The sequence below is a fragment of the Shewanella sp. AS16 genome (assembly GCF_021412365.1).
Taxonomy (GTDB): Bacteria; Pseudomonadota; Gammaproteobacteria; order Enterobacterales; family Shewanellaceae; genus Shewanella; species Shewanella salipaludis.
This window is the reverse complement of the sequence record NZ_JAKCLK010000002.1, coordinates 630,746-647,903: the sequence shown is the minus strand read 5'-3', so window position 1 is coordinate 647,903 and position 17,158 is coordinate 630,746. Positions and strand designations below refer to the sequence as shown.

18 protein-coding genes are annotated in these 17,158 nt (G+C 60.1%); 9 read left to right on the top strand and 9 right to left on the bottom strand.

Features of this window, described 5'->3' with window-relative positions:
* Together ftsX and rpoH are read left to right on the top strand one after the other, a co-directional pair.
* A complete protein-coding gene (ftsX, locus tag LZP73_RS07620) occupies positions 1 to 966 on the top strand; it encodes a permease-like cell division protein FtsX (protein ID WP_234233910.1) in 966 nt (321 codons plus the stop codon).
* Between the two features lie 203 nt (positions 967 to 1,169).
* Entirely contained in the window at positions 1,170 to 2,030 is an 861-nt protein-coding gene (gene rpoH, locus LZP73_RS07615; RefSeq protein WP_234233908.1) for an RNA polymerase sigma factor RpoH, read from the top strand.
* Positions 2,031 to 2,100: 70 nt separating this feature from the next.
* Here rpoH and menE read toward each other — a convergent pair whose 3' ends face one another.
* From menE to LZP73_RS07590, 5 genes are all read right to left on the bottom strand, one after another.
* The gene (gene menE, locus LZP73_RS07610; protein ID WP_234233905.1) at positions 2,101 to 3,582 is read right to left on the bottom strand and encodes an o-succinylbenzoate--CoA ligase; all 1,482 of its coding nucleotides are present in this window, start codon (positions 3,580 to 3,582) and stop codon (positions 2,101 to 2,103) included.
* Positions 3,576 to 4,640: an o-succinylbenzoate synthase gene (gene menC, locus LZP73_RS07605; protein WP_234233904.1), complete on the bottom strand. Its 1,065-nt coding sequence runs from the start codon at positions 4,638 to 4,640 to the stop codon at positions 3,576 to 3,578. The genes menE and menC overlap by 7 nt, the downstream gene beginning before the upstream one ends.
* Positions 4,634 to 5,416 carry a 2-succinyl-6-hydroxy-2,4-cyclohexadiene-1-carboxylate synthase gene (gene menH, locus LZP73_RS07600; protein WP_234233902.1) on the bottom strand — a complete coding sequence of 261 codons (783 nt, stop codon included), beginning with the start codon at positions 5,414 to 5,416 and terminating at the stop codon, positions 4,634 to 4,636. Before menH ends, menC begins: the two co-directional genes overlap by 7 nt.
* Positions 5,416 to 7,179, bottom strand: coding sequence for a 2-succinyl-5-enolpyruvyl-6-hydroxy-3-cyclohexene-1-carboxylic-acid synthase (gene menD / locus LZP73_RS07595; protein ID WP_234233900.1), 1,764 nt, complete (start codon positions 7,177 to 7,179; stop codon positions 5,416 to 5,418). Before menD ends, menH begins: the two co-directional genes overlap by 1 nt.
* Before the next feature lie 99 nt (positions 7,180 to 7,278).
* The gene (locus LZP73_RS07590) at positions 7,279 to 7,707 is read right to left on the bottom strand and encodes an Lrp/AsnC family transcriptional regulator (RefSeq protein ID WP_169563746.1); all 429 of its coding nucleotides are present in this window, start codon (positions 7,705 to 7,707) and stop codon (positions 7,279 to 7,281) included.
* A 149-nt stretch (positions 7,708 to 7,856) separates the two neighbouring features.
* Between LZP73_RS07590 and yjeH the strand changes: the two genes are divergently transcribed.
* Both yjeH and LZP73_RS07580 read left to right on the top strand, forming a co-directional pair.
* A complete protein-coding gene (gene yjeH / locus LZP73_RS07585) occupies positions 7,857 to 9,116 on the top strand; it encodes an L-methionine/branched-chain amino acid transporter (protein ID WP_234233898.1) in 1,260 nt (419 codons plus the stop codon).
* Positions 9,117 to 9,461: 345 nt separating this feature from the next.
* On the top strand, positions 9,462 to 10,232 hold the full coding sequence (locus tag LZP73_RS07580) for a class I SAM-dependent methyltransferase (protein WP_234233896.1): 771 nt from the start codon (positions 9,462 to 9,464) through the stop codon (positions 10,230 to 10,232).
* 31 nt (positions 10,233 to 10,263) lie between these two features.
* Here LZP73_RS07580 and LZP73_RS07575 read toward each other — a convergent pair whose 3' ends face one another.
* The gene (locus LZP73_RS07575; RefSeq protein WP_234233894.1) at positions 10,264 to 10,716 is read right to left on the bottom strand and encodes a tellurite resistance TerB family protein; all 453 of its coding nucleotides are present in this window, start codon (positions 10,714 to 10,716) and stop codon (positions 10,264 to 10,266) included.
* Between the two features lie 77 nt (positions 10,717 to 10,793).
* Positions 10,794 to 11,309 carry a DUF2780 domain-containing protein gene (locus tag LZP73_RS07570; RefSeq protein ID WP_234234255.1) on the bottom strand — a complete coding sequence of 172 codons (516 nt, stop codon included), beginning with the start codon at positions 11,307 to 11,309 and terminating at the stop codon, positions 10,794 to 10,796.
* Positions 11,310 to 11,490: 181 nt separating this feature from the next.
* On the opposite strand from LZP73_RS07570, the gene LZP73_RS07565 reads away from it, so the two are divergent.
* Complete coding sequence (locus LZP73_RS07565) at positions 11,491 to 12,204, top strand: hypothetical protein (protein ID WP_234233893.1); 714 nt, start codon at positions 11,491 to 11,493, stop codon at positions 12,202 to 12,204.
* 69 nt (positions 12,205 to 12,273) lie between these two features.
* Here LZP73_RS07565 and LZP73_RS07560 read toward each other — a convergent pair whose 3' ends face one another.
* Both LZP73_RS07560 and LZP73_RS07555 read right to left on the bottom strand, forming a co-directional pair.
* Positions 12,274 to 12,597 carry a hypothetical protein gene (locus tag LZP73_RS07560; RefSeq protein ID WP_234233892.1) on the bottom strand — a complete coding sequence of 108 codons (324 nt, stop codon included), beginning with the start codon at positions 12,595 to 12,597 and terminating at the stop codon, positions 12,274 to 12,276.
* Between the two features lie 252 nt (positions 12,598 to 12,849).
* The gene (locus LZP73_RS07555; protein WP_234233891.1) at positions 12,850 to 13,830 is read right to left on the bottom strand and encodes a LysR family transcriptional regulator; all 981 of its coding nucleotides are present in this window, start codon (positions 13,828 to 13,830) and stop codon (positions 12,850 to 12,852) included.
* A gap of 111 nt (positions 13,831 to 13,941) precedes the next feature.
* On the opposite strand from LZP73_RS07555, the gene LZP73_RS07550 reads away from it, so the two are divergent.
* From LZP73_RS07550 to LZP73_RS07535, 4 genes are all read left to right on the top strand, one after another.
* A complete protein-coding gene (locus tag LZP73_RS07550) occupies positions 13,942 to 15,147 on the top strand; it encodes a multidrug effflux MFS transporter (RefSeq protein ID WP_234233890.1) in 1,206 nt (401 codons plus the stop codon).
* A gap of 150 nt (positions 15,148 to 15,297) precedes the next feature.
* Entirely contained in the window at positions 15,298 to 15,894 is a 597-nt protein-coding gene (locus tag LZP73_RS07545; protein WP_234233889.1) for a tRNA-uridine aminocarboxypropyltransferase, read from the top strand.
* 94 nt (positions 15,895 to 15,988) lie between these two features.
* A complete protein-coding gene (locus LZP73_RS07540; protein WP_234233888.1) occupies positions 15,989 to 16,369 on the top strand; it encodes a hypothetical protein in 381 nt (126 codons plus the stop codon).
* A complete protein-coding gene (locus LZP73_RS07535) occupies positions 16,366 to 17,052 on the top strand; it encodes a class I SAM-dependent methyltransferase (RefSeq protein WP_234233887.1) in 687 nt (228 codons plus the stop codon). The genes LZP73_RS07540 and LZP73_RS07535 overlap by 4 nt, the downstream gene beginning before the upstream one ends.
* Positions 17,053 to 17,158 lie beyond the last annotated feature (106 nt).

The following is a 17,158-nucleotide window of genomic DNA, read 5'->3' as shown; positions in this document are numbered from 1 at the left end:
ATGAGCAGAAGAGCCAAGTTAACCCACAGCAAGTTGCCCATATCCGGGCGTATCCTGATGTTTTTTATCCGTCATCTGCAACAGGCCATGGCCAGCATGGGAGAGCTGTGGCGTACCCCCGTCTCCTCCCTCATGACCATGGCTGTGCTCGGGGTGAGCCTGAGTCTGCCGGCGGCCTTGCAGGTGTTGGTCAAGAATGCCGAGACTGTGACCCAGTCCTGGAACAGTGCCGCGGAAATCTCCCTGTTTGTCGAAGACAATCGCAGCGAGCAGTCGATCCAGAGCCTGCTCGCCCGCCTCAGGGGCAATGCCAGGATAGCCGAGGTCAAGTACATCAGCCGGGCCGAGGCGCTCAAAGAGTTTCAGCATCTGTCCGGCTTCGGTGAGGCCCTGTCCTATCTGGACACCAACCCCTTGCCTTCTGTGGTGGTGGTGACCCCGAGTGGCAAATATTCGACCCCGGCGAGGGCCAGGGAATTGCTGGCCCAGCTGGAACGCGAGCCCGAGGTGAGCTTTGGCCGTTTGGATATCGAATGGCTGGAGCGCCTGCAGGCCATGGTGCGCCTGTTGGAGCGTACCGTGTTGGCCATAGCCGCCCTCCTGGTGCTGGCGGTGGTGCTGGTGATAGGCAACACCATCCGCCTGGCGATAATGAACCGCAGGACAGAGATAGAAGTGATGAAATTGGTGGGCGCCACCGAGGCCTTCATCCAAAGGCCCTTCCTCTATACCGGCATCTGGTATGGGGTGATAGGCGGGGTGCTGGCCTGGAGCATAATCAATCTCCTGGTCTGGTACCTGGACTCTGCCCTGGGCGAGTTGCTTGGGCTCTATGGCAGCCAGTTGTCCATGCAGTCGCTGAGTTTCGCCGAGCTGTTGCAGTTGGTGCTGCTGGCGTCTTTTCTCGGCTGGTTAGGCTCTTACCTGTCGGTACGCCAGCATCTGCGGGCCATAGAACCCGCTTGAGTCGGCCCGCCGGCACCGGGGGGCGCCTTAGATGAACATTTATTTATTTGAATTGTCTACATTAAGGTGGGCAGAATAGGCCTTGACCCACCCGGGTTGCCGGGCGAGGTTGACATACTCTGTCAGATAGTCGATAGTTCTTGGGCTTATTCAGCAGCCTTAATCTGGATAAGTTCCTTAAGTGGTAAAGAGTAGGAGAGCGCATGACCTTTCAAACGCAATCAATGGCACTGACGGTTCCCCGCGGAAGCAGCAGTCTAGAGGCTTATATTCATTCGGTAACCAGCATCAACATGCTGGGGGCAGAGGAAGAGTATGAGCTGGCGAAGCGTTTGCAGGAAACCGGCGATCTGCAGGCGGCGAAGCAACTCATCATGTCGCACCTGAGATTCGTGGTGCATGTCGCCAAGGGTTATCTCGGCTATGGCTTGCCGCAGGCGGACCTGATCCAGGAAGGCAACATAGGCCTGATGAAGGCGGTCAAACGTTTCGATCCCGATGTGGGCGTGCGTCTGGTGTCATTCGCAGTGCATTGGATCAAGGCAGAAATTCATGAATATGTGCTGAAGAACTGGCGCATAGTCAAAGTGGCGACCACCAAGGCGCAACGTAAATTATTCTTCAATATCCGCAAGGCCAAGACACGTCTGGGCTGGTTCAGCGATGAAGAAGTCACCATGGTGGCGGAAAATCTAGGGGTGTCCAAGGCGGATGTGACCGAGATGGAGTCGCGCATGGCGGCCCAGGATCCGGCCTTCGATCTGACCAACGATCAGGATGACGAACATGACTTCGCGCCTGTGCATTATCTGGAAGATCACTCCTCGGATCTGGCCACCCAAGTAGAACAGGACAACTGGGAAAGCAATTCCCAATCGCGTCTCCTGTCTGCCATCAAGACCCTGGATGAGCGCAGCCAGCACATATTGCAGGCCCGCTGGTTGGATGAAGACAACAAGACCACACTGCAGGAATTGGCGGCGACCTACCAGGTATCGGCCGAACGCATTCGTCAGCTGGAAAAGAATGCCATGAATAAACTCAAGGCCTGCATGGAAATCTAGCCTGTTCAGCTTTCCTGAAATAAAACCTGCCGCGGCAGGTTTTTTTAGGCCCGTTATTCCCAGATAAGGTTCAGCTGCCTGGCGATTTAGCCTCGAGCACGGCGGCTATTACCCGCTTGCGGGCGAGCTTCAGGCCGCCCTGGTCGGTCAGCTCGGGCCAGGGATAGTAGCGGCGCGGGCGCTTGAAGCCGGCGATCCTCGGCTGCAGAAACTCCCGCAGCTCGGCCGGATCCGGCAGTTCACCGCGAATGATGGCACTGGGCAGCAGGCCAAACTCGGCATCGGCTTCGCCGAAGACTATGGCCTCCTCGATATCCGGATGCAACCTGAGGGCATTTTCTATTTCTTCCGGTTGGATATTCTCGCCGCCACAGATGAACTGATTATCGACCCTGCCCAGCAGCCGCAGGCGGCCGGCACCATCGATGAGGCCCCTGTCACCGCTGCAGAACCAGCCTTGGTCGTCGAGTTCCTTACACACTTTCCCCGCCTGCAGATAGCCCAGGAAGAGGGTTTCCCCCCTGACCCAGATGACGCCATCGACCAGTTTGAGTTGCCTGTATGGCAGCAGGCTGCCGCTGTTGCCGTCGGCCTGTGCCTGTCCTGTGGTGATCTGCGAGCTCATCTCTGTCATGCCATAACTGCAGAAGGCCGGCAGCCGGCTTTGCGCCAGGGCGTCCAGCAGCGCCTGTGTCATGGGGCCGCCGCCCAGCAGCAGCGCCTTGAGTGAGCTTTGGCCCGGGTCGAATCCAACCCCGTCGGCGTCGCCCCGGAGCAGGCGCCAGAGCTGGGTCGGCACCAGGGACAGATGGCTTATGGCGTCGTGACGGATCTGTCCGGCGAGCGACAGCCGGGGATCCGGGAGGGAGATACAGGCGCCGGCGAGGGCGCAGCGGTTGAGTATGGCCAGGCCGCCGATATGGAACAGCGGCAGTGAAAGCAACCAGCTATCTCCGGGCGCGAGCGGAATTAGGCTGCGGGCGCCGGCGGCGCTGGCGATGTGGTTGTTCAGGCTATGCACCGCCGCCTTGGGCTTGCCGCTGGAACCCGAGGTGAAGATGAGGTTTACCGCCTGGCCGGCGTCTATGACGGGCGGTGGCAGCTTGTCCTGCGCCTCAGGCTCATCCTCTAGCCCGAGGCGCAGATCCGCAGCGCCCCGGGCCGCGGCCGGCTCATACCAGATAGCCGTCAGGGCAAACTCCCGGCGCATGGCCCGAATTTGCCCGGGTGGCAGCCTGGGGGAGAGGGGGCAAAAGAGCAAGCCGTTATCGACACAGGCCCAGTAGAGCAAGATGGCCTCCAGGCAGTTGCCCGAGACGCAGCCGAGGCGGGCGCCGGGCTCCAGGCCCTGGCGCCTCAGCCTTTGCCCCAGTTGCAATACCCGCCGGCTGAGCTCGCGATAGCTCAGCGCCAAACCCTCTTGGGTGCTCGGCTCGGGGCGGCCGGCTTGCCCTGGAGCTTGGTCATAGGCATTTGGAGAGGGGCCGAACCTCAGGGCAATGGCGTTGGGATGGCGCAGCGCCGTGGCATGCAGTGGCGAAATATTCAGCATGGACCTGCCTCGGCGAGCAGTGCCAGCTGCTCCCGGCCCAGGCATTCGGCTTTGCCGGAGGAGACGAGCAAGTCCTGCGCGAAGGCGTCCAGGGTGTCTATTCCCGGCGCTTCATCCGGGGTGAGCCGGCTCGCCAGCGCCGCGATGGCGGCGATCCCCAGGCTGGCCTCCAGGCTGGAGCCCAGGATGCAACGCAGCCCCATGGCATGGGCCCGGCCGATAAATTCCCTCAACAGCCCCAGCTCGCCGAACAACATGGGTTTGATGCATAAGGCGACGAGCCCAGGGTGGGGGGCCAGGCTGAAGCCGGCCTGGTGCAGGCTCTCATCCAGGGCGTAGCCGAGTCCCAGCGCCCGGTGGAAGGCGATGTTTTCCGCCAGGGTGCGGCAAGGCTCCTCTATATACTCTATGGCCGACTTGGGCAGGCAAGCACCGAAGGCGATGGCCTGCTCCAGATCCCATCCCTGGTTGGCATCCAGCCTGAGCTTGAGCTCCGGCCTGATGGCGAGGACCTCATGCAGCAACTTGAGCTCGGTGGCGGCATGGGTCTGGGCCACCTTGAGCTTGACCCTGGTGATGCCGGCCGGCAGGGTGCGGATCCGCGCTGCCGCTTGGCGTGGGTCCTCGCCAGGGTTGAGATAGATGAGGGGAATGGGCATGGCGGCCGTCGGTTGCGTCCGCGCGGGTCTCTGATCGCAAGCGCCGCTTAGCCTGGCATGCAGTAGGCTGAGGCCATAGGCGGCGGAGGCCAGTTCACAGCCCTGGGCGGCCAGGCTCAGGCTCGCCAGAGGTTGCCTGAGCAGTGTCGGCAGCAGCAGGCGCAGGTAGTTTGTGACTTCATTGAGTGACTCAGGGCTGAAGCCCGTCAGCGGCCGGCCCTGGATATCGGTACCGGACAGGGGGGCTATTTCGACCCAGGCCCGCTTCACAGCCCCTGCGGCCGTTCTGCTGCTGGCCTGCAGCACCAGACCCTGACGCTCGGCAATCCTCTGCCTGGCCACGGCCAGCGGCGGCGTCAGGGGGATCTGATAGTGATACAGGCGCAGCGAGCTCAGCATGGGCTGTGCTCTCCCAGGGCGGCAAGCAAGCGCTGGCCGAACTCGGTCGCCGCCTGCAGATGCAGGTTATGGCCCGCATCTTCCAGGCAATGCCATTGCAGCCCCGGGCTCTGCCAGTCGGCGGCCAGGGCGGAAAACTTGCGGTCCAGGGCGCCGCTGAAGTAATGGCATGGGCAGCCGAGTCCGGCCGGCACTGAGCTTAGATCTTGCTGCAGCGCCAGCGAGGTGGCCCTGTAGCAGTTCAGCAGTGACAGGGACGAATTGTGGCTGCGACGGGCGACCAATGCCTCCCTGGCCTCGGGCGTCAGCTCGGCGAACGTGGGGGATGCATACCAGAGCCGCAGAAATTCGCGTATGGGCGCGTGCTCGAGGCGCTCGGCCCAGAGGCTATCGCTCTGGCGCCGCGCCGCCCGCTCCGCCGTAGTGGTCAGCCCAGGATGGCTGGACTCCAGGCTGAGGCTGAGCAAACGGGTGGGAAACTCCCTGGCGAGCTGCAGCGCTATCCGGCCGCCGAGGGAATAACCCAGCAGGTGAAATTGCCCTATGCCTGCGGCCTCCAGGCATCGGACTATCATGGCCGCACAGGCGGACAGGCCAGGGGTTGGCAGTTCGACGGCCCGACTGTCGCCATGGCCCGGGAGATCTATGCAGAGGCAGTGAAAGTGCCGGCCGAGCAGTGGCAGCATGGCCCGCCAGTCATGCCTGTCGCCGAGGAAGCCATGCAGCAACACCAGCGGCGGCAAGTGCCCGGCACCGTGGCGCGTCATGGCCAGCATCAGCCTTGCCTGACCCACTGGTTGAGGGCGATTATCTGCGCACTCGCCTGGGTCTGGCCTATGCCGACCTCGATCACCGAGGCGCCCGGATAAGCCAGTGCATCCAGGTAGGCGGCCTTGAAGGCCTGCAGATCTTCGGCATGATTGTAGGCCAGGCCGAACATGGCGGCGGCATACCCGAAGTTCAGCCCATGCGCCATGCGGTAATAGTCGTGTCGCAGCGCTTCGTCCGGCACGGGCAGCAGGTTGAAGATGTTGCCGCCATCGTTGTTGAGCACCACTATGACCAAGGTGCTTTGCAGCTTGCCGGCCAATGCCAGGGAGTTGAGGTCGTGCAGCTGGGACATATCCCCTATCACCAGAGTGGTCGGCCTGGCCTGGTGGGCGGCGATGCCGCAGCAGGTCGCCAGCAGGCCGTCGATACCCGAAGCGCCGCGGTTGCTGAACACGGACAGGGGCTCAGGGGTCACGGGGGCATACATGTCGTACAGGCGGATCGGCAGGCTGTTGCCTATGAACAACTGCCCCGCGCCCGAGGGGAAAGGGGTGGTCGCCACAGTGCGTATGACCTGGGCCTCACCGAACTCGCCCTCGTCTATGTGGCAAGCGAATAGGCCATGCAGGGCGTCATTCATGGGGACAAGTGGCAGTGCCCAATTGGCGGCACTGGAACGTGGCCAGCTCAAGGCGGTGAACTGGCAAATACTCGCCTGCCATAGCTGTTTGGCGCTGTGGTTGGGATCCAGCCTGTCCGTGTCCGGCAGCAGTTGCCAATAGCTATGCCAGTCCTGCTCGGCCAGGTAGGCCTGCAGGCGTTTGGAAATCAGACGCCCGCCCACCAGCAGCAGCCTGTCGGCCTGTTGCAGCAGTGCCTTGGCCCTGGGCTGCAGCAGAAGTTGATCTATGTTGCCCAGCGCCGCCGGATGTTGGCGCAGTTGGGACTGGCCATCGACCAGTAGTGGCCAGCCGAGTTTCTGTGCCAGAGTGATCAGCTGCTGCGGCTGCGCGTCCGCCGTCAGGGCGCCGACCAGTATCACTCCCTTGCCGTGGGCGAAACGCAGCAGGGCATCCGTGCTTGGCAGGCTGCAGATGCTCGCCTGGCTGTAGCGGGTGAAAGGATACCCATCCCTGTGCCAGCGCCGCAACTCCTTGCCGTAGGGCTCGAGTGCCTGGCCGAGATCCAGGCCGGCGTCATCGGGATACAGGGGCTCACGGTACATGCAGTTGATATGCACAGGGCCCGTCTGCCGGGCGAGCAGCGCATCCAGCGAACTGAGTAGGGCCCTTGGCCCCATACGATCGTCGGGCGGCGGCAGGTTCAGCTGCCTGGCATAGACGCCGAAGAGCCCTGGCTGGGGAATGGCCTGATTGGCACCGCAGTCGAGCAATTCCATTGGCCGGTCGGCGGAGAGTATGACGAGTGGCACCCGGGTCAGGCTGGCTTCGATCACCGCCGGCAGCAGGTTCGCCACCGCAGTGCCCGAGGTGGTGATGACGGCCACCGGGGTCTGGCTGGCCTTGGCCAGTCCCAGGGCCATGAAGCCCAGTCCCCGCTCGTCGAAGTGCAGGTGGCGGCTGAATTTGTCCTGCCCGGCGAGGGCCAGGGTCAGCGGGGTGGAGCGGGAACCGGGTGCCAGGCAGACATGCCGTACTCCCAAGCGCGCCAGCTCTTCCAGTATGAGGCTGCCCCAGAGCAGGTTCAGCTGCGCCTCTGTGCCAGCCTGTCCGGTTTCTGTTGCGAACGTGCCTGTGCCTGTCTGCATAGTGACTTCTTTGCCTCATGCCGGGGCCTGGAGAGTCAGGCCGGGTCTGAATGAAACTCTGCAAGATAACTCATCCTATGTCTAGGATTTTAAATATCTTTATCCCTGATTATTGATCCATTCGCTCATGACCACATGGGTCTTGATCCTCAGTATGTCTGTGTGGGTGTCTATATACTCGCGGATCTCATGCAGGCGCCGCATGGAGTCGGCATGCACATATACCAGGAGATCCATTTCGCCCGTGATGCCGCGGCAGGTGACGACTTCGGGGATCGACAGGAATACGTGGGCGACGTCGTCGCACCTGGGACATTTATGCTGGATCTCGAAATAGGCGGAGACGCCTTCCTTCTGGGATTCGCTCAGCAGCACCTGGTAGCCGCGTATTATGCCCGTCTGCTCCAGTTTCTTGATGCGCTCCGAGACGGCGCTGCGGGACAGGTTCACTTGCTGGGCCAGACGCGAGACGCTCTGGCGGGCATCCTGTCTTAGGGCTGTGATGATGGCTTTATCGAACTTATCCAAGGCACACTCCATTATGGGAACGTTTTGACGGTTTTTTGGCTATTTCCCGTCACTTTGCCGGTATCGGCTTTAGAGTGCCGGGAGATGACGGCAGATTGTCGAGTGAAATCCCATTATACTGACGGCAATTAGCCCCCGGATTTTAACAGATGAATCAAAATACTGGAACAATAGGACGCTGGCAGGGTGCCGGATTGATGGCCACCACTTTGCTGGGTACAGGAGTGTTTATCCTGCCGCAAATGACGATCGCCAAGGCGGACAGCGGCGCCTTGCTGGCCTGGCTCCTGCTGACCCTGGCGATCATCCCAGTCACCCTGGTATTCGGCCGCTTGGCGAGCGTGTTTCCCCATGCGGCGGGGCCGGCCTATTTCGTCGAGAAGGCCTTCGGTCGCACGGCCGGACGGACCATAGGGCTGATATTCCTGTTGGTGGTGCCCATGGGCGCCCCGGCCGCGATCCTCATGACCTTCCAATTCGTCAATGCCCTGGTGCCGCTGACCGGCTGGACTCAGGTCGGCACAGAGCTGCTGCTCATCCTGGGGCTATTCCTGCTCAACCTGCGCGGCATTCAGGTGTCGGCCAAGCTGCAATTCGCCCTGACCCTGGGGATAGTGGCCGTGGTGGTGGCGCTCTTCGGTGCCGCCGGCCTGAACCTGGATGGCCTGCAGGCCTCGGCGCAGGGGTTCAGCCCGCAGACGCCGCTGGTGATGGCGGCCGCCGGCATCGCCTTCTGGAGTTTTCTCGGGGTCGAAGCCATGACACATCTGGCCAATGATTTTCGCCGTCCGGACAGGGACATGATCCCGGCCATGATGCTGGGCACAGGCCTGGTGGGACTCATCTACCTCGCCTGCACCCTGTTGCTCTTGTTGGTGCCGACCGACTCTGGGGTGGCCATGATAGGGGTGTTCGATCGCCTGCTCGGCGGTTACGGCGCTCAGGTGATCGGCATTTTGGGGATCGCCAGCGGTTTGGCGACTGTGAACGTGTATTCCGCCAGCGCCGCCCGCTTGCTCTGGAGCTTCAGCCGCGAAGGCATATTGCCGCGCCGCTTCGACAGCCTCAATGGCCACGGAGTGCCGGTACGGGCGTTGGCGGCCATCCTGGGGCTGATGGCCTGTGTGCTGGTGCTGACCTTCGTCACAGGGCAGGAATTGGAACATCTGATCTCCTGGACCAATGGGGTATTCGTCATCATCTATCTGATGTCCATGCTGGCGGCGGCCAGGCTGCTGAGCAAACGCTATCTGCCCTTGGTGCTGCTCGGCTGCTTGTTCTGTCTCGCCCTGGGACTGTCCCTGGGGGCGAACATAACCTATGCCTGTCTGCTGGTGGCCGTGGTGGCGCCCTTCCTCTGGTGGCAGAAGTCCCACCTGGTTCGCAAGCAGGTGCTGGCGAAGCACTAGCCTTCGGTTGCTTTTCGGCATAACAAAGCCCTGTACTCAGGGCTTTTTCATGCCGCTTATATTTTTGTCTCAATGCGCAGTGTAACGTCCTCTTTGGTCCCTTGCTGCACGCCTGAGGGCTCAGGTCGCTCCGTTGCCATTCAAGATGCTGTTTCTCTTGATAATGATCCCTGGCTTGTCACCCCCATGACAACAACATCTGGGGCGGCGCTTTCAAAGTATTTGTTTACCTTTTCTAAGGCAAACACGAATATTTACAAATAACCAACATCTGTTGCGGGGGAATTGGCTATCCTGTGGCGCTGTGAGAGTCATGAGTTGAATCGCGTCAATCTGGAGTTAAACATGAGGATTTTTTCTAAGATGCTGCCCGGGATCTTGCTGGGATTGGGTCTGCACCAAGCCGCTGCGGCCGATGCCCCAACGCCTTCCAACCAAGGTGCTATCGCCGCGGCCGTGGATGCCGGGCAACGACTGGCCAGGGACAGGCTTAGGGATGCCGACCGCCATCCGCAACAGGTGTTGCAGTTTCTGGAGATAGCACCTGGTCAGCGGGTGCTGGATCTGTTTTCCGGTGGCGGCTATTACAGCGAGCTGCTGGCGCGGATCGTGGGTGAGCGGGGCAAGGTGGTGGCGCACAATAATCAGGCGTATCTGCCCTTCGCCAAGGCCGAGCTGGCGGAGCGGGAATATGCGACCCGCTTGCCCAATGTCGAACTCTTACTGTCCGAGGCCAACGATCTGACGTTAGCTGCGGCGAGTTTCGATCGCATCTTCTTCGTGCTGGGCTTCCATGACATGTATTACCATGAGGCGGACTGGCCCGAGATAGACAGGGTCAAGTTGCTGCGGACCCTCTATCTCAGCCTCAAGCCTGGCGGCTATCTGGCGATCATAGATCACGACGCCTTGCCGGGGGCGGATGTCTCCAGCGCCCATGAGTATCATAGGCTGGCAAAACAGGAGGTGATAAGCCTCATGACCCAGATGGGATTCGAGTTGGTTGCCAGTTCCGAGCTGCTGAAAAACCCTGAGGATCCCTTGAACATCTCGGTATTCGATCCCAGCATCAAGGGCAAGAGCAGCCGTTACCTGCTCAAATTTACCCGCAACTGACATGGGGCGCTATGCCGGCAGCTTGGCGCTGCTAGTCGGTTTGCTCCTTGGCAAGATTGCGCATCCGGATCAATTCGCTGTGCTTCAGGTATAAGAGATCTGCGGTGCGGCGAATGATCTGATCTTCATACTGGCATAGCCGGCCATCGGCATAGGCCAGGCGCCACATGGCGAGGAGCAGTTGTTGTTTCTGCCCTATCGAGTATATGCGGTTGATTTCGGCCGTGAATTCATAGAGGGAGGTGGCATTTCTCTGCGTCCGCTTGGCTTCGACCAGCACTTGTTCCGCTTCGCCCGCCAGTATCCCCAGGGTCGACACCAGGAGTTGTGGCAAGAGTTCGGCTTCACTCTCACTCAGGGTCTCATCGGCATAGACGACTTCCAGCAGCATGCTGGCGGCGGCGAGGTTGAGTTGTCGCTCCTGCTCCTGGGGTGATAATGCCTGGGTTTGCGACTGAAAAAGTTGTTTGAGTAACGCTATCATGACTAAACCTTGTTTCTACTGCGGGTGCTTGCCGCCGCGCTCGACAGGCAGGCGATGGCCTGCCTGTGTGGGGCAGCTCAGAGGAGTGAACTCAGGCCTTGCAGCAAGAGATCTGCGCTCCCTTCCGCGCCATTGGTCTGCAGATAAGATTTGAGTATATCTGCCATGGGAGCGACCAGCTCTTTGGAGATCCCCAGTTTCTCGAAGGCATCATAGACCATGGCGCTGCCCTGGAAGGCCGAACCCAGGCTGCCGGCCTTGGACAGGAGTCCCGACATGCCGGCGTCGCTATCCGTTGCCGGCGCGGCAGCCAGCAGGCCTTCGGCATCCGGGATGCTGGCGGACAGTTGGCCGAAATCCTCGGCGCCCAGGCTGGATTGCGCCAGACTCAGCAGACTGCCCAGGCCGCCCTCGGACTGGGACTGACTCAGCCCCAGTTGCGACATCACGCTGCCGACCAGCTCGTTGCTTTGCGGCTCAGTGGCCTGGGTTGCCGTTTCCGGTGCGGCTGTTAACTTGTCTAACCAACCTGCGCTCGCCGGTACGCTGAGGGTCGCAGCGATAAGCAGGGATATGGCGGCTGTATGTTTCATCATGTTTTGTCCTGTGGCTAATCAAGCTATCAACTTGCATTTTAGCGACTAAAAAGCTTTTGTCGCTCCTATTTTAGCGCCAACCCGCTTGCCATGGTGATTTCGTCTGTGCATTAGCCGGGGATTTTGGGTATCCTTAGGCCTCTGTTTCTCTGGTATCAATCATCTATTGGAAAGGCGCATGTCACTGTCTGCTATATTGACCGAAGCTTATAATTTTTTCCGCAATCATCTGGGCCAACTGGCCGCGCTGGTGATGCCCCTGTTACTGCTCCAAGTGGGCATCCAGCTATGGTTGGGGACTGAATTGACTAAGATGAATGCCGAAGCCCCCGAGTTTGGTGCCTCGCATATGTTAGCCGTCATGCTGTTGCTGCTGGTGTTTTCCCTGTTGATCGCCGCGCTGACCCTGTTTCTGGATATCCGTTCCCAAGGCCATAACCCCGGCGCCGGCATGGTATTGAAAGCCAGTGTGCCCTTCGTGCCGCCGCTGTTGCTCGCCGGTGTCTTCTCTGGCCTGGCGATATTGGCCCCTGTGATGTTGTTCGCCGCCTTCGGCCCGCTATGGCTGGTAGGCCTGGTGTTGAGCTTCTACCTGTTTGCCAGACTGGCCTATGTCAATTTCATGGTGGTGGTCGAACAACTCTCGCCCCTGGAGGCCATCAAGGCCAGCTTCAACTTCAGCGGTCCCATAGTGCTTAAGACCATCACAGTCTTGATGCTGTATATCCCTTTGTCGCTCATCGGCGGCACCCTGTCGAATGCGGCCCAGGCCGTGGGCTTGCCCCTGCAGTTGCTGGTGGAAACCCTGGCGGCCTTCATCGGCTTGTTCGTCAATGTCGCCCTATTCCGCCTGTACATGGTGTCGAGAACCCCGTCCAGCCCGGCGGCTTAGGCGAGGCGCTTGCCATAGAGATGAAAAATAAGGAGCCTGCAGGCTCCTTATTTGTTGCTGCCGACTGTGTCAGTCGGGCTCGTGCTCGAAGGTGCGCCCCTTATGGGGTGTTGGCGTGAAGCTGTCCCGGGCGAACGGCGGCACCTGAGTGTCGGTTTCCGGCGCTGCCTGATTGGCGGCATTTCTGCTGTTGAAGCGACTCAGCTGGCGCTTCAGATACAGGCGGCCGAACAGGCTCAGCAGGATCAGGGCGATGACACCGAACAAGAGCACGAAGGGCAGGACCACAAGCACCAGTCCTATCACTGCGACACCCGCGATGAAGGCCAGCAGGCCTCTGGGGCCGGCAAACCTTTGCTGCAATGGGATTTGTTGAAATTGACGATAAATCATGAAGACTCCTAACATGCAGTGGCACTGCAGTGTGCATTAATCGGGCGGCTGGGGTCACGTTAATTAAGCTTAATCTAGTTTGCTCAATAGTCTCTGTATGACTCGGACCCGGCGCCGCTTTTTCCCGAGCCGGGCGACTGCGACTGTCCTGCCTATTACTCCTACATATTGGCGAATTCTGGAATTTCAAGGCCAGGCTGGTTAAAATTTCAACCAGCCTGGCTCCCGGGCCGGTTCCGGCACTGCTTCTGGCTATTCCCTGTATTCCCTGGGCTCGACTCCCAATGCTGCGGATACACTCCGGCAGATGATGTCGCGGATCCATCTATGCCCAAGATCTTCATCGTTGCGCTGGTGCCATAAGAGCACATATACCATGGGATCGAAGGCCAGGGGCAGGGGAATTTCGGTCAGCGAATAGAGTTTCTGGGCATGCACAGCGAAGCTGGCCGGAACTGTGAAGACCAGGTCGCTATGGGCGCAGACACTGGCGGCACCGTAGAAGTCGGGGACAGTGGTGCAGAGCCGGCGCCGTTCGCCCGCCTCGGCCAGGTGATAATCCAGGGCCCACCAATCGTTGCCCTCACAGCGCACCTGCACATGCGCCAGCTCCAGGTAGGCCGCCCTGTTCCAGTTGCCGGCCTCGACCTGGGCCAAAATGGGATGCCGGTTGCGCACCAGACAGACCTGATGGTCCTGGTACAAGATCCTGTGGGCTATGCCTTCGGGCAGCTTGTCACGATGAAAGTTCGACAGGGGCTGCAGATCCCGCCCCGAGATGCCGAAGTCTATCTGGCCCTGCAGCAGATCTTGCATCGAGTTCTCGGTCCAGACGTAGGAATCCAGCTTGAGATTGGGCGCCTGGCTCAGCAGCGGCCCTATGAAGTAGGGGATCAGCGTCTCGTAGGCGCTCTCCACCATGGCGAAGGAGAACTGACGGCTGCTGTCGGCAGGCTCGAAGGTAGGTGGCAGCGACAACTGATACAGGCTTTGCAACACTGAGGGCAGCTTCTGGCCCAGCAGCAGGGCGTGCGATGTCGGCTTCAGGCCGTGGGCGGTACGCTGGAATAAGGGGTCGCCTAGGGTATCCCGCAGCCGGTTGAGACTCTTGCTCAGCGTCGATTGGCTCAGGTGCAGCCGCTTGGCGGCACGGGTGACACTCTGCTCCTCCAGCAACACCTGCAGTATCACCAGCAGGTTGAGATCGACACGCGCAAGGTTATCCAGATTCATAGATATTCCTTAAGGGAAATTCACTTCGGAAATTATACCATTTCTATTCATACCTTGAACTGGTTAACATCTGCGCCTGATTTATGTATTTCTAATGAGTTGAGAGAAACAATGCGGCGCAATTTGCTTCCTATTCTGATGTCTCTGGTGTTGTTGAGCCCCCTGGCCATAGATATTTACCTGCCTTCCATGCCGACCATGGCGGCCGAGTTTGCCGTCTCCGCCAGCCAGGTGCAGTCGACCCTGGTGCTGTTTCTCGGTGCCATGGGCCTGGGACAGATATTGATAGGCCCGCTGGCAGACAGATTCGGCCGCCGTCCTATAGCCCTGTTCGGCGTCTTGCTCTATGGTGCCAGCAGCCTGTTGGCGGCCGCCGCCGTCGAATTCCATTGGCTGCAACTGGCCAGGGTGCTGCAGGGACTGGCGGCCTGTTCCACTTCCATAGTGGTCTTCAGTGCGGTGCGTGACTGTTATTCTTCCAAGGAGGGCGCCCGCATCTACAGCTACCTCAATGGCGCCATTTGCGTGATCCCGGCGTTGGCCCCGACCTTGGGGGGCTTGCTGGCATTGCAATTCGGCTGGCGCTCTACCTTCCTGTTTATGAGCCTGTATGCCGTGGTGATGCTGCTGTTGGTGGGCTATCGTTTCCCCGAGACGCGGCCGGCCAATACCGTCAGCAGCGGCCCCCTGTACCGTTGGGCCAGTTATAAGCCTGTGCTGCTGGACCGGCATTTCCTTTTCTATGCCCTGGCCTGCATGGTCGCCATGGCTGCCATCCTCACCTATGTGTCTTACTCGCCGCTGTGGCTGATAGGCCACCTGGGCCTGTCTGAGCTGGCCTTCAGTGGCCTGTTTGGCCTCAATGCCGCCGTCAACATAGCCGCCTGCTTCACCGCGCCCTGGGTGATCCACAGATTGGGCAACAGACCCACGGTGATCTTGGCACTGGCTATCCTGGTCTCATCTGCGCTTATCCAGCTGCTGGTGCAAGCCTGGGGCCCGAGTGCCGGCATGGCGGCGGCCTTCGGGTTCATGCTGCCCATGATGCTGTTATGCATAGGCTTCGCCCTGTTGCTCGGGCCTGCGACCAGCATGGCGCTGTCGGCCTTCGGTGAAAGGGCCGGCACTGCGACCGCCATGCTCGGCTTCATTCAGATGAGTGGTGCCTCGCTGTTGACCGCGCTGGTGCAGCAAACCGGGCTGACGGCACCCTTCGCCGTGGCCTTGGTGATGGGAGTACTGGCGGCGCTCTTGTTGGCCATGATGGCCCTGAGCCGCTTCGACCATTGGCACCAGGAACAGCTGGCCCAGGGATAGTTTGCCTTAGTACCTAATTATGTCCGGCTGGCCCGGACCGCCAGAGCATCACCTTAGCCTGCATCCTGTTAACCCCAGGCTGCAGGCTTTTTTTATCGGGCCTGGGGGCGCTATACTGCGGCAGATTAATCTAATTTTGCGGGTGCCCATTTGTCTCGTCGTTATTGCTCTGTCTGCCATTATCCCCAGAGTGCCTGTGTCTGTGCCAGCATACGGCCGCTGCAGCCCAAGACCCGCTTGCTGGTGTTGCAGCATCCGAGTGAGGTAGGGCATGCCAAGAACAGTGTGCGCCTCTTGAGCCTGGTCATTCCCCAGACCTTGGTCTATGTGGGTGAGACGCCAGAGGATTTTGCCGAACTGCGTCTGGACCTGGCGCGGCTCGAAAGGCCCGTGTATCTGGTCTATCCCTCGGAAAAGAGCGTGCAGGTGCAACAGGCCGCCCCGGCCGCCGACTGCGTCTTGTTGTTGCTCGACGGCACCTGGCGCAAGGCGTTTCGCCTGCTGCAGCTCAATCCCTGGTTGCAGCAGTATCCGGCTTTGCATCTGGATCTCGAGCAGAGTTCCAACTACCGTATCCGCAAGGCCAGTCGCAGCGACAGTCTGTCGACCCTGGAAGCGGCGGCCCATATGTTGCGCGCGCTCGAACCCGGGCTGGAGGTGAAGCCCTTGTTCGAGGCCTTAGATGCCATGGTGGATCACCGACTGGCGGCCATGCCGCCACAGGTGCGGGCACGTTATGAAGACTAGTGCGCCGCTTGAATGGCGTCATGCATGCACGACCCGTGCATGGGGCGTGAATATGTTGCCGAATAAATCTATGGAGAAATCTATGGAAAAACCTATGAAAAAATCTATGGAGAAGCCTGTGGGCAAGATCTTGAGTGTTCTCTTGATGAGCCTGATGACCCTTGGGGTCGCGGCGACCGAGCGGCCCAGCCTGCAGCAGATAGCGGATAAGGCACGCCAGGATTCCCTTAGCCTGGAGCAGCAACAGCTCGCCAAGGCCAAGCAGGCGGCGGAAGAGACCCAGGCCAGGGAGGCCAAGATCCAGGCCAGGCAACGCGGTGACGGCTGGGAAGCCGAGCAGCAACAGAAAGCCCGCCGGCAATTCGAGACCAGAGCCGACAGGGAGCAAAAATATCTGCAGCAGGCCAGGGAAGCGGCCGCTAAAGACAGGAAAATCCCTGAGCCCAAAGCTATTTTGGAGCCCAAGACTAGATGAGCCTGAATGCCTCAGAACCCCAGGACTCAGTTACTCAAGCTGCAGCGCCGATCTGCCCCCTATGCCATGGCATGGACTCACACTTATTCCATCGGGATAAGCGCAGAGCTTACTTCCAATGTCGCCGCTGCCAGCTGGTGTCCGTGCCCGCCGGCTATCATCTGTCTGCCGCTGAGGAGAAGGCCGAATACGACAAGCATGACAATTGGCTGGATGATCCTGGCTACCGGCGCTTTCTCGCCAGAACCCTGAATCCGCTGCTGACGCGCCTGTCCCCGGGTGCCAGGGGGCTGGATTTTGGCTGCGGCGAGGGCGCCGTCCTCAGCCGGATGGCGCAGGAGGCAGGTTTCGAGATGAGCAATTATGATCTCTACTATGCCAGGAATGATGCCCTGCTGGAGCGCAGCTACGATTTCGTCACCCTGACCGAGGTGATAGAGCATGTGGCAGATGCGGCGGCGCTGCTGACGCTGCTCGACGGCCTGTTGGCCCGGGGTGGCGTCCTGGCGGTGATGACCAAGCGGGTATTGAGCCAGGAAGCCTTCGGCCGCTGGCACTATAAGAACGATCCCACCCATATTAACTTCTACTCGGTTGCCAGTTTCGAATGGCTGGCGGCGCAACTGGGCTGGCGGCTGGAGATAGTCGAGGCGGACGTGGTGTTTCTGCATAAGCCAGGCTAAGGCCGGCTGCGCCTGGCGCTCGCGAGTCACCTATGCCGTTAATAAAAAAGAATTAACAATTGGCCGTTCCCCCTGTAGCTTAGAGCAAGATAAGCTGACTCACAGG

What these genes read in the sequence shown, in the direction of transcription:
- ftsX (WP_234233910.1), top strand. Translation starts at nt 1, where the DNA reads ATGAGCAGAAGAGCCAAGTTAACCCACAGCAAGTTGCCCATATCCGGG.
- rpoH (WP_234233908.1), top strand. Translation starts at nt 1,170, where the DNA reads ATGACCTTTCAAACGCAATCAATGGCACTGACGGTTCCCCGCGGAAGC.
- menE (WP_234233905.1), bottom strand. Translation starts at nt 3,582, where the DNA reads ATGCTGAATATTTCGCCACTGCATGCCACGGCGCTGCGCCATCCCAAC.
- menC (WP_234233904.1), bottom strand. Translation starts at nt 4,640, where the DNA reads ATGCTGAGCTCGCTGCGCCTGTATCACTATCAGATCCCCCTGACGCCG.
- menH (WP_234233902.1), bottom strand. Translation starts at nt 5,416, where the DNA reads ATGCTGGCCATGACGCGCCACGGTGCCGGGCACTTGCCGCCGCTGGTG.
- menD (WP_234233900.1), bottom strand. Translation starts at nt 7,179, where the DNA reads ATGCAGACAGGCACAGGCACGTTCGCAACAGAAACCGGACAGGCTGGC.
- yjeH (WP_234233898.1), top strand. Translation starts at nt 7,857, where the DNA reads ATGAATCAAAATACTGGAACAATAGGACGCTGGCAGGGTGCCGGATTG.
- LZP73_RS07580 (WP_234233896.1), top strand. Translation starts at nt 9,462, where the DNA reads ATGAGGATTTTTTCTAAGATGCTGCCCGGGATCTTGCTGGGATTGGGT.
- LZP73_RS07575 (WP_234233894.1), bottom strand. Translation starts at nt 10,716, where the DNA reads ATGATAGCGTTACTCAAACAACTTTTTCAGTCGCAAACCCAGGCATTA.
- LZP73_RS07570 (WP_234234255.1), bottom strand. Translation starts at nt 11,309, where the DNA reads ATGAAACATACAGCCGCCATATCCCTGCTTATCGCTGCGACCCTCAGC.
- LZP73_RS07565 (WP_234233893.1), top strand. Translation starts at nt 11,491, where the DNA reads ATGTCACTGTCTGCTATATTGACCGAAGCTTATAATTTTTTCCGCAAT.
- LZP73_RS07560 (WP_234233892.1), bottom strand. Translation starts at nt 12,597, where the DNA reads ATGATTTATCGTCAATTTCAACAAATCCCATTGCAGCAAAGGTTTGCC.
- LZP73_RS07555 (WP_234233891.1), bottom strand. Translation starts at nt 13,830, where the DNA reads ATGAATCTGGATAACCTTGCGCGTGTCGATCTCAACCTGCTGGTGATA.
- LZP73_RS07550 (WP_234233890.1), top strand. Translation starts at nt 13,942, where the DNA reads ATGCGGCGCAATTTGCTTCCTATTCTGATGTCTCTGGTGTTGTTGAGC.
- LZP73_RS07540 (WP_234233888.1), top strand. Translation starts at nt 15,989, where the DNA reads ATGAAAAAATCTATGGAGAAGCCTGTGGGCAAGATCTTGAGTGTTCTC.
- LZP73_RS07535 (WP_234233887.1), top strand. Translation starts at nt 16,366, where the DNA reads ATGAGCCTGAATGCCTCAGAACCCCAGGACTCAGTTACTCAAGCTGCA.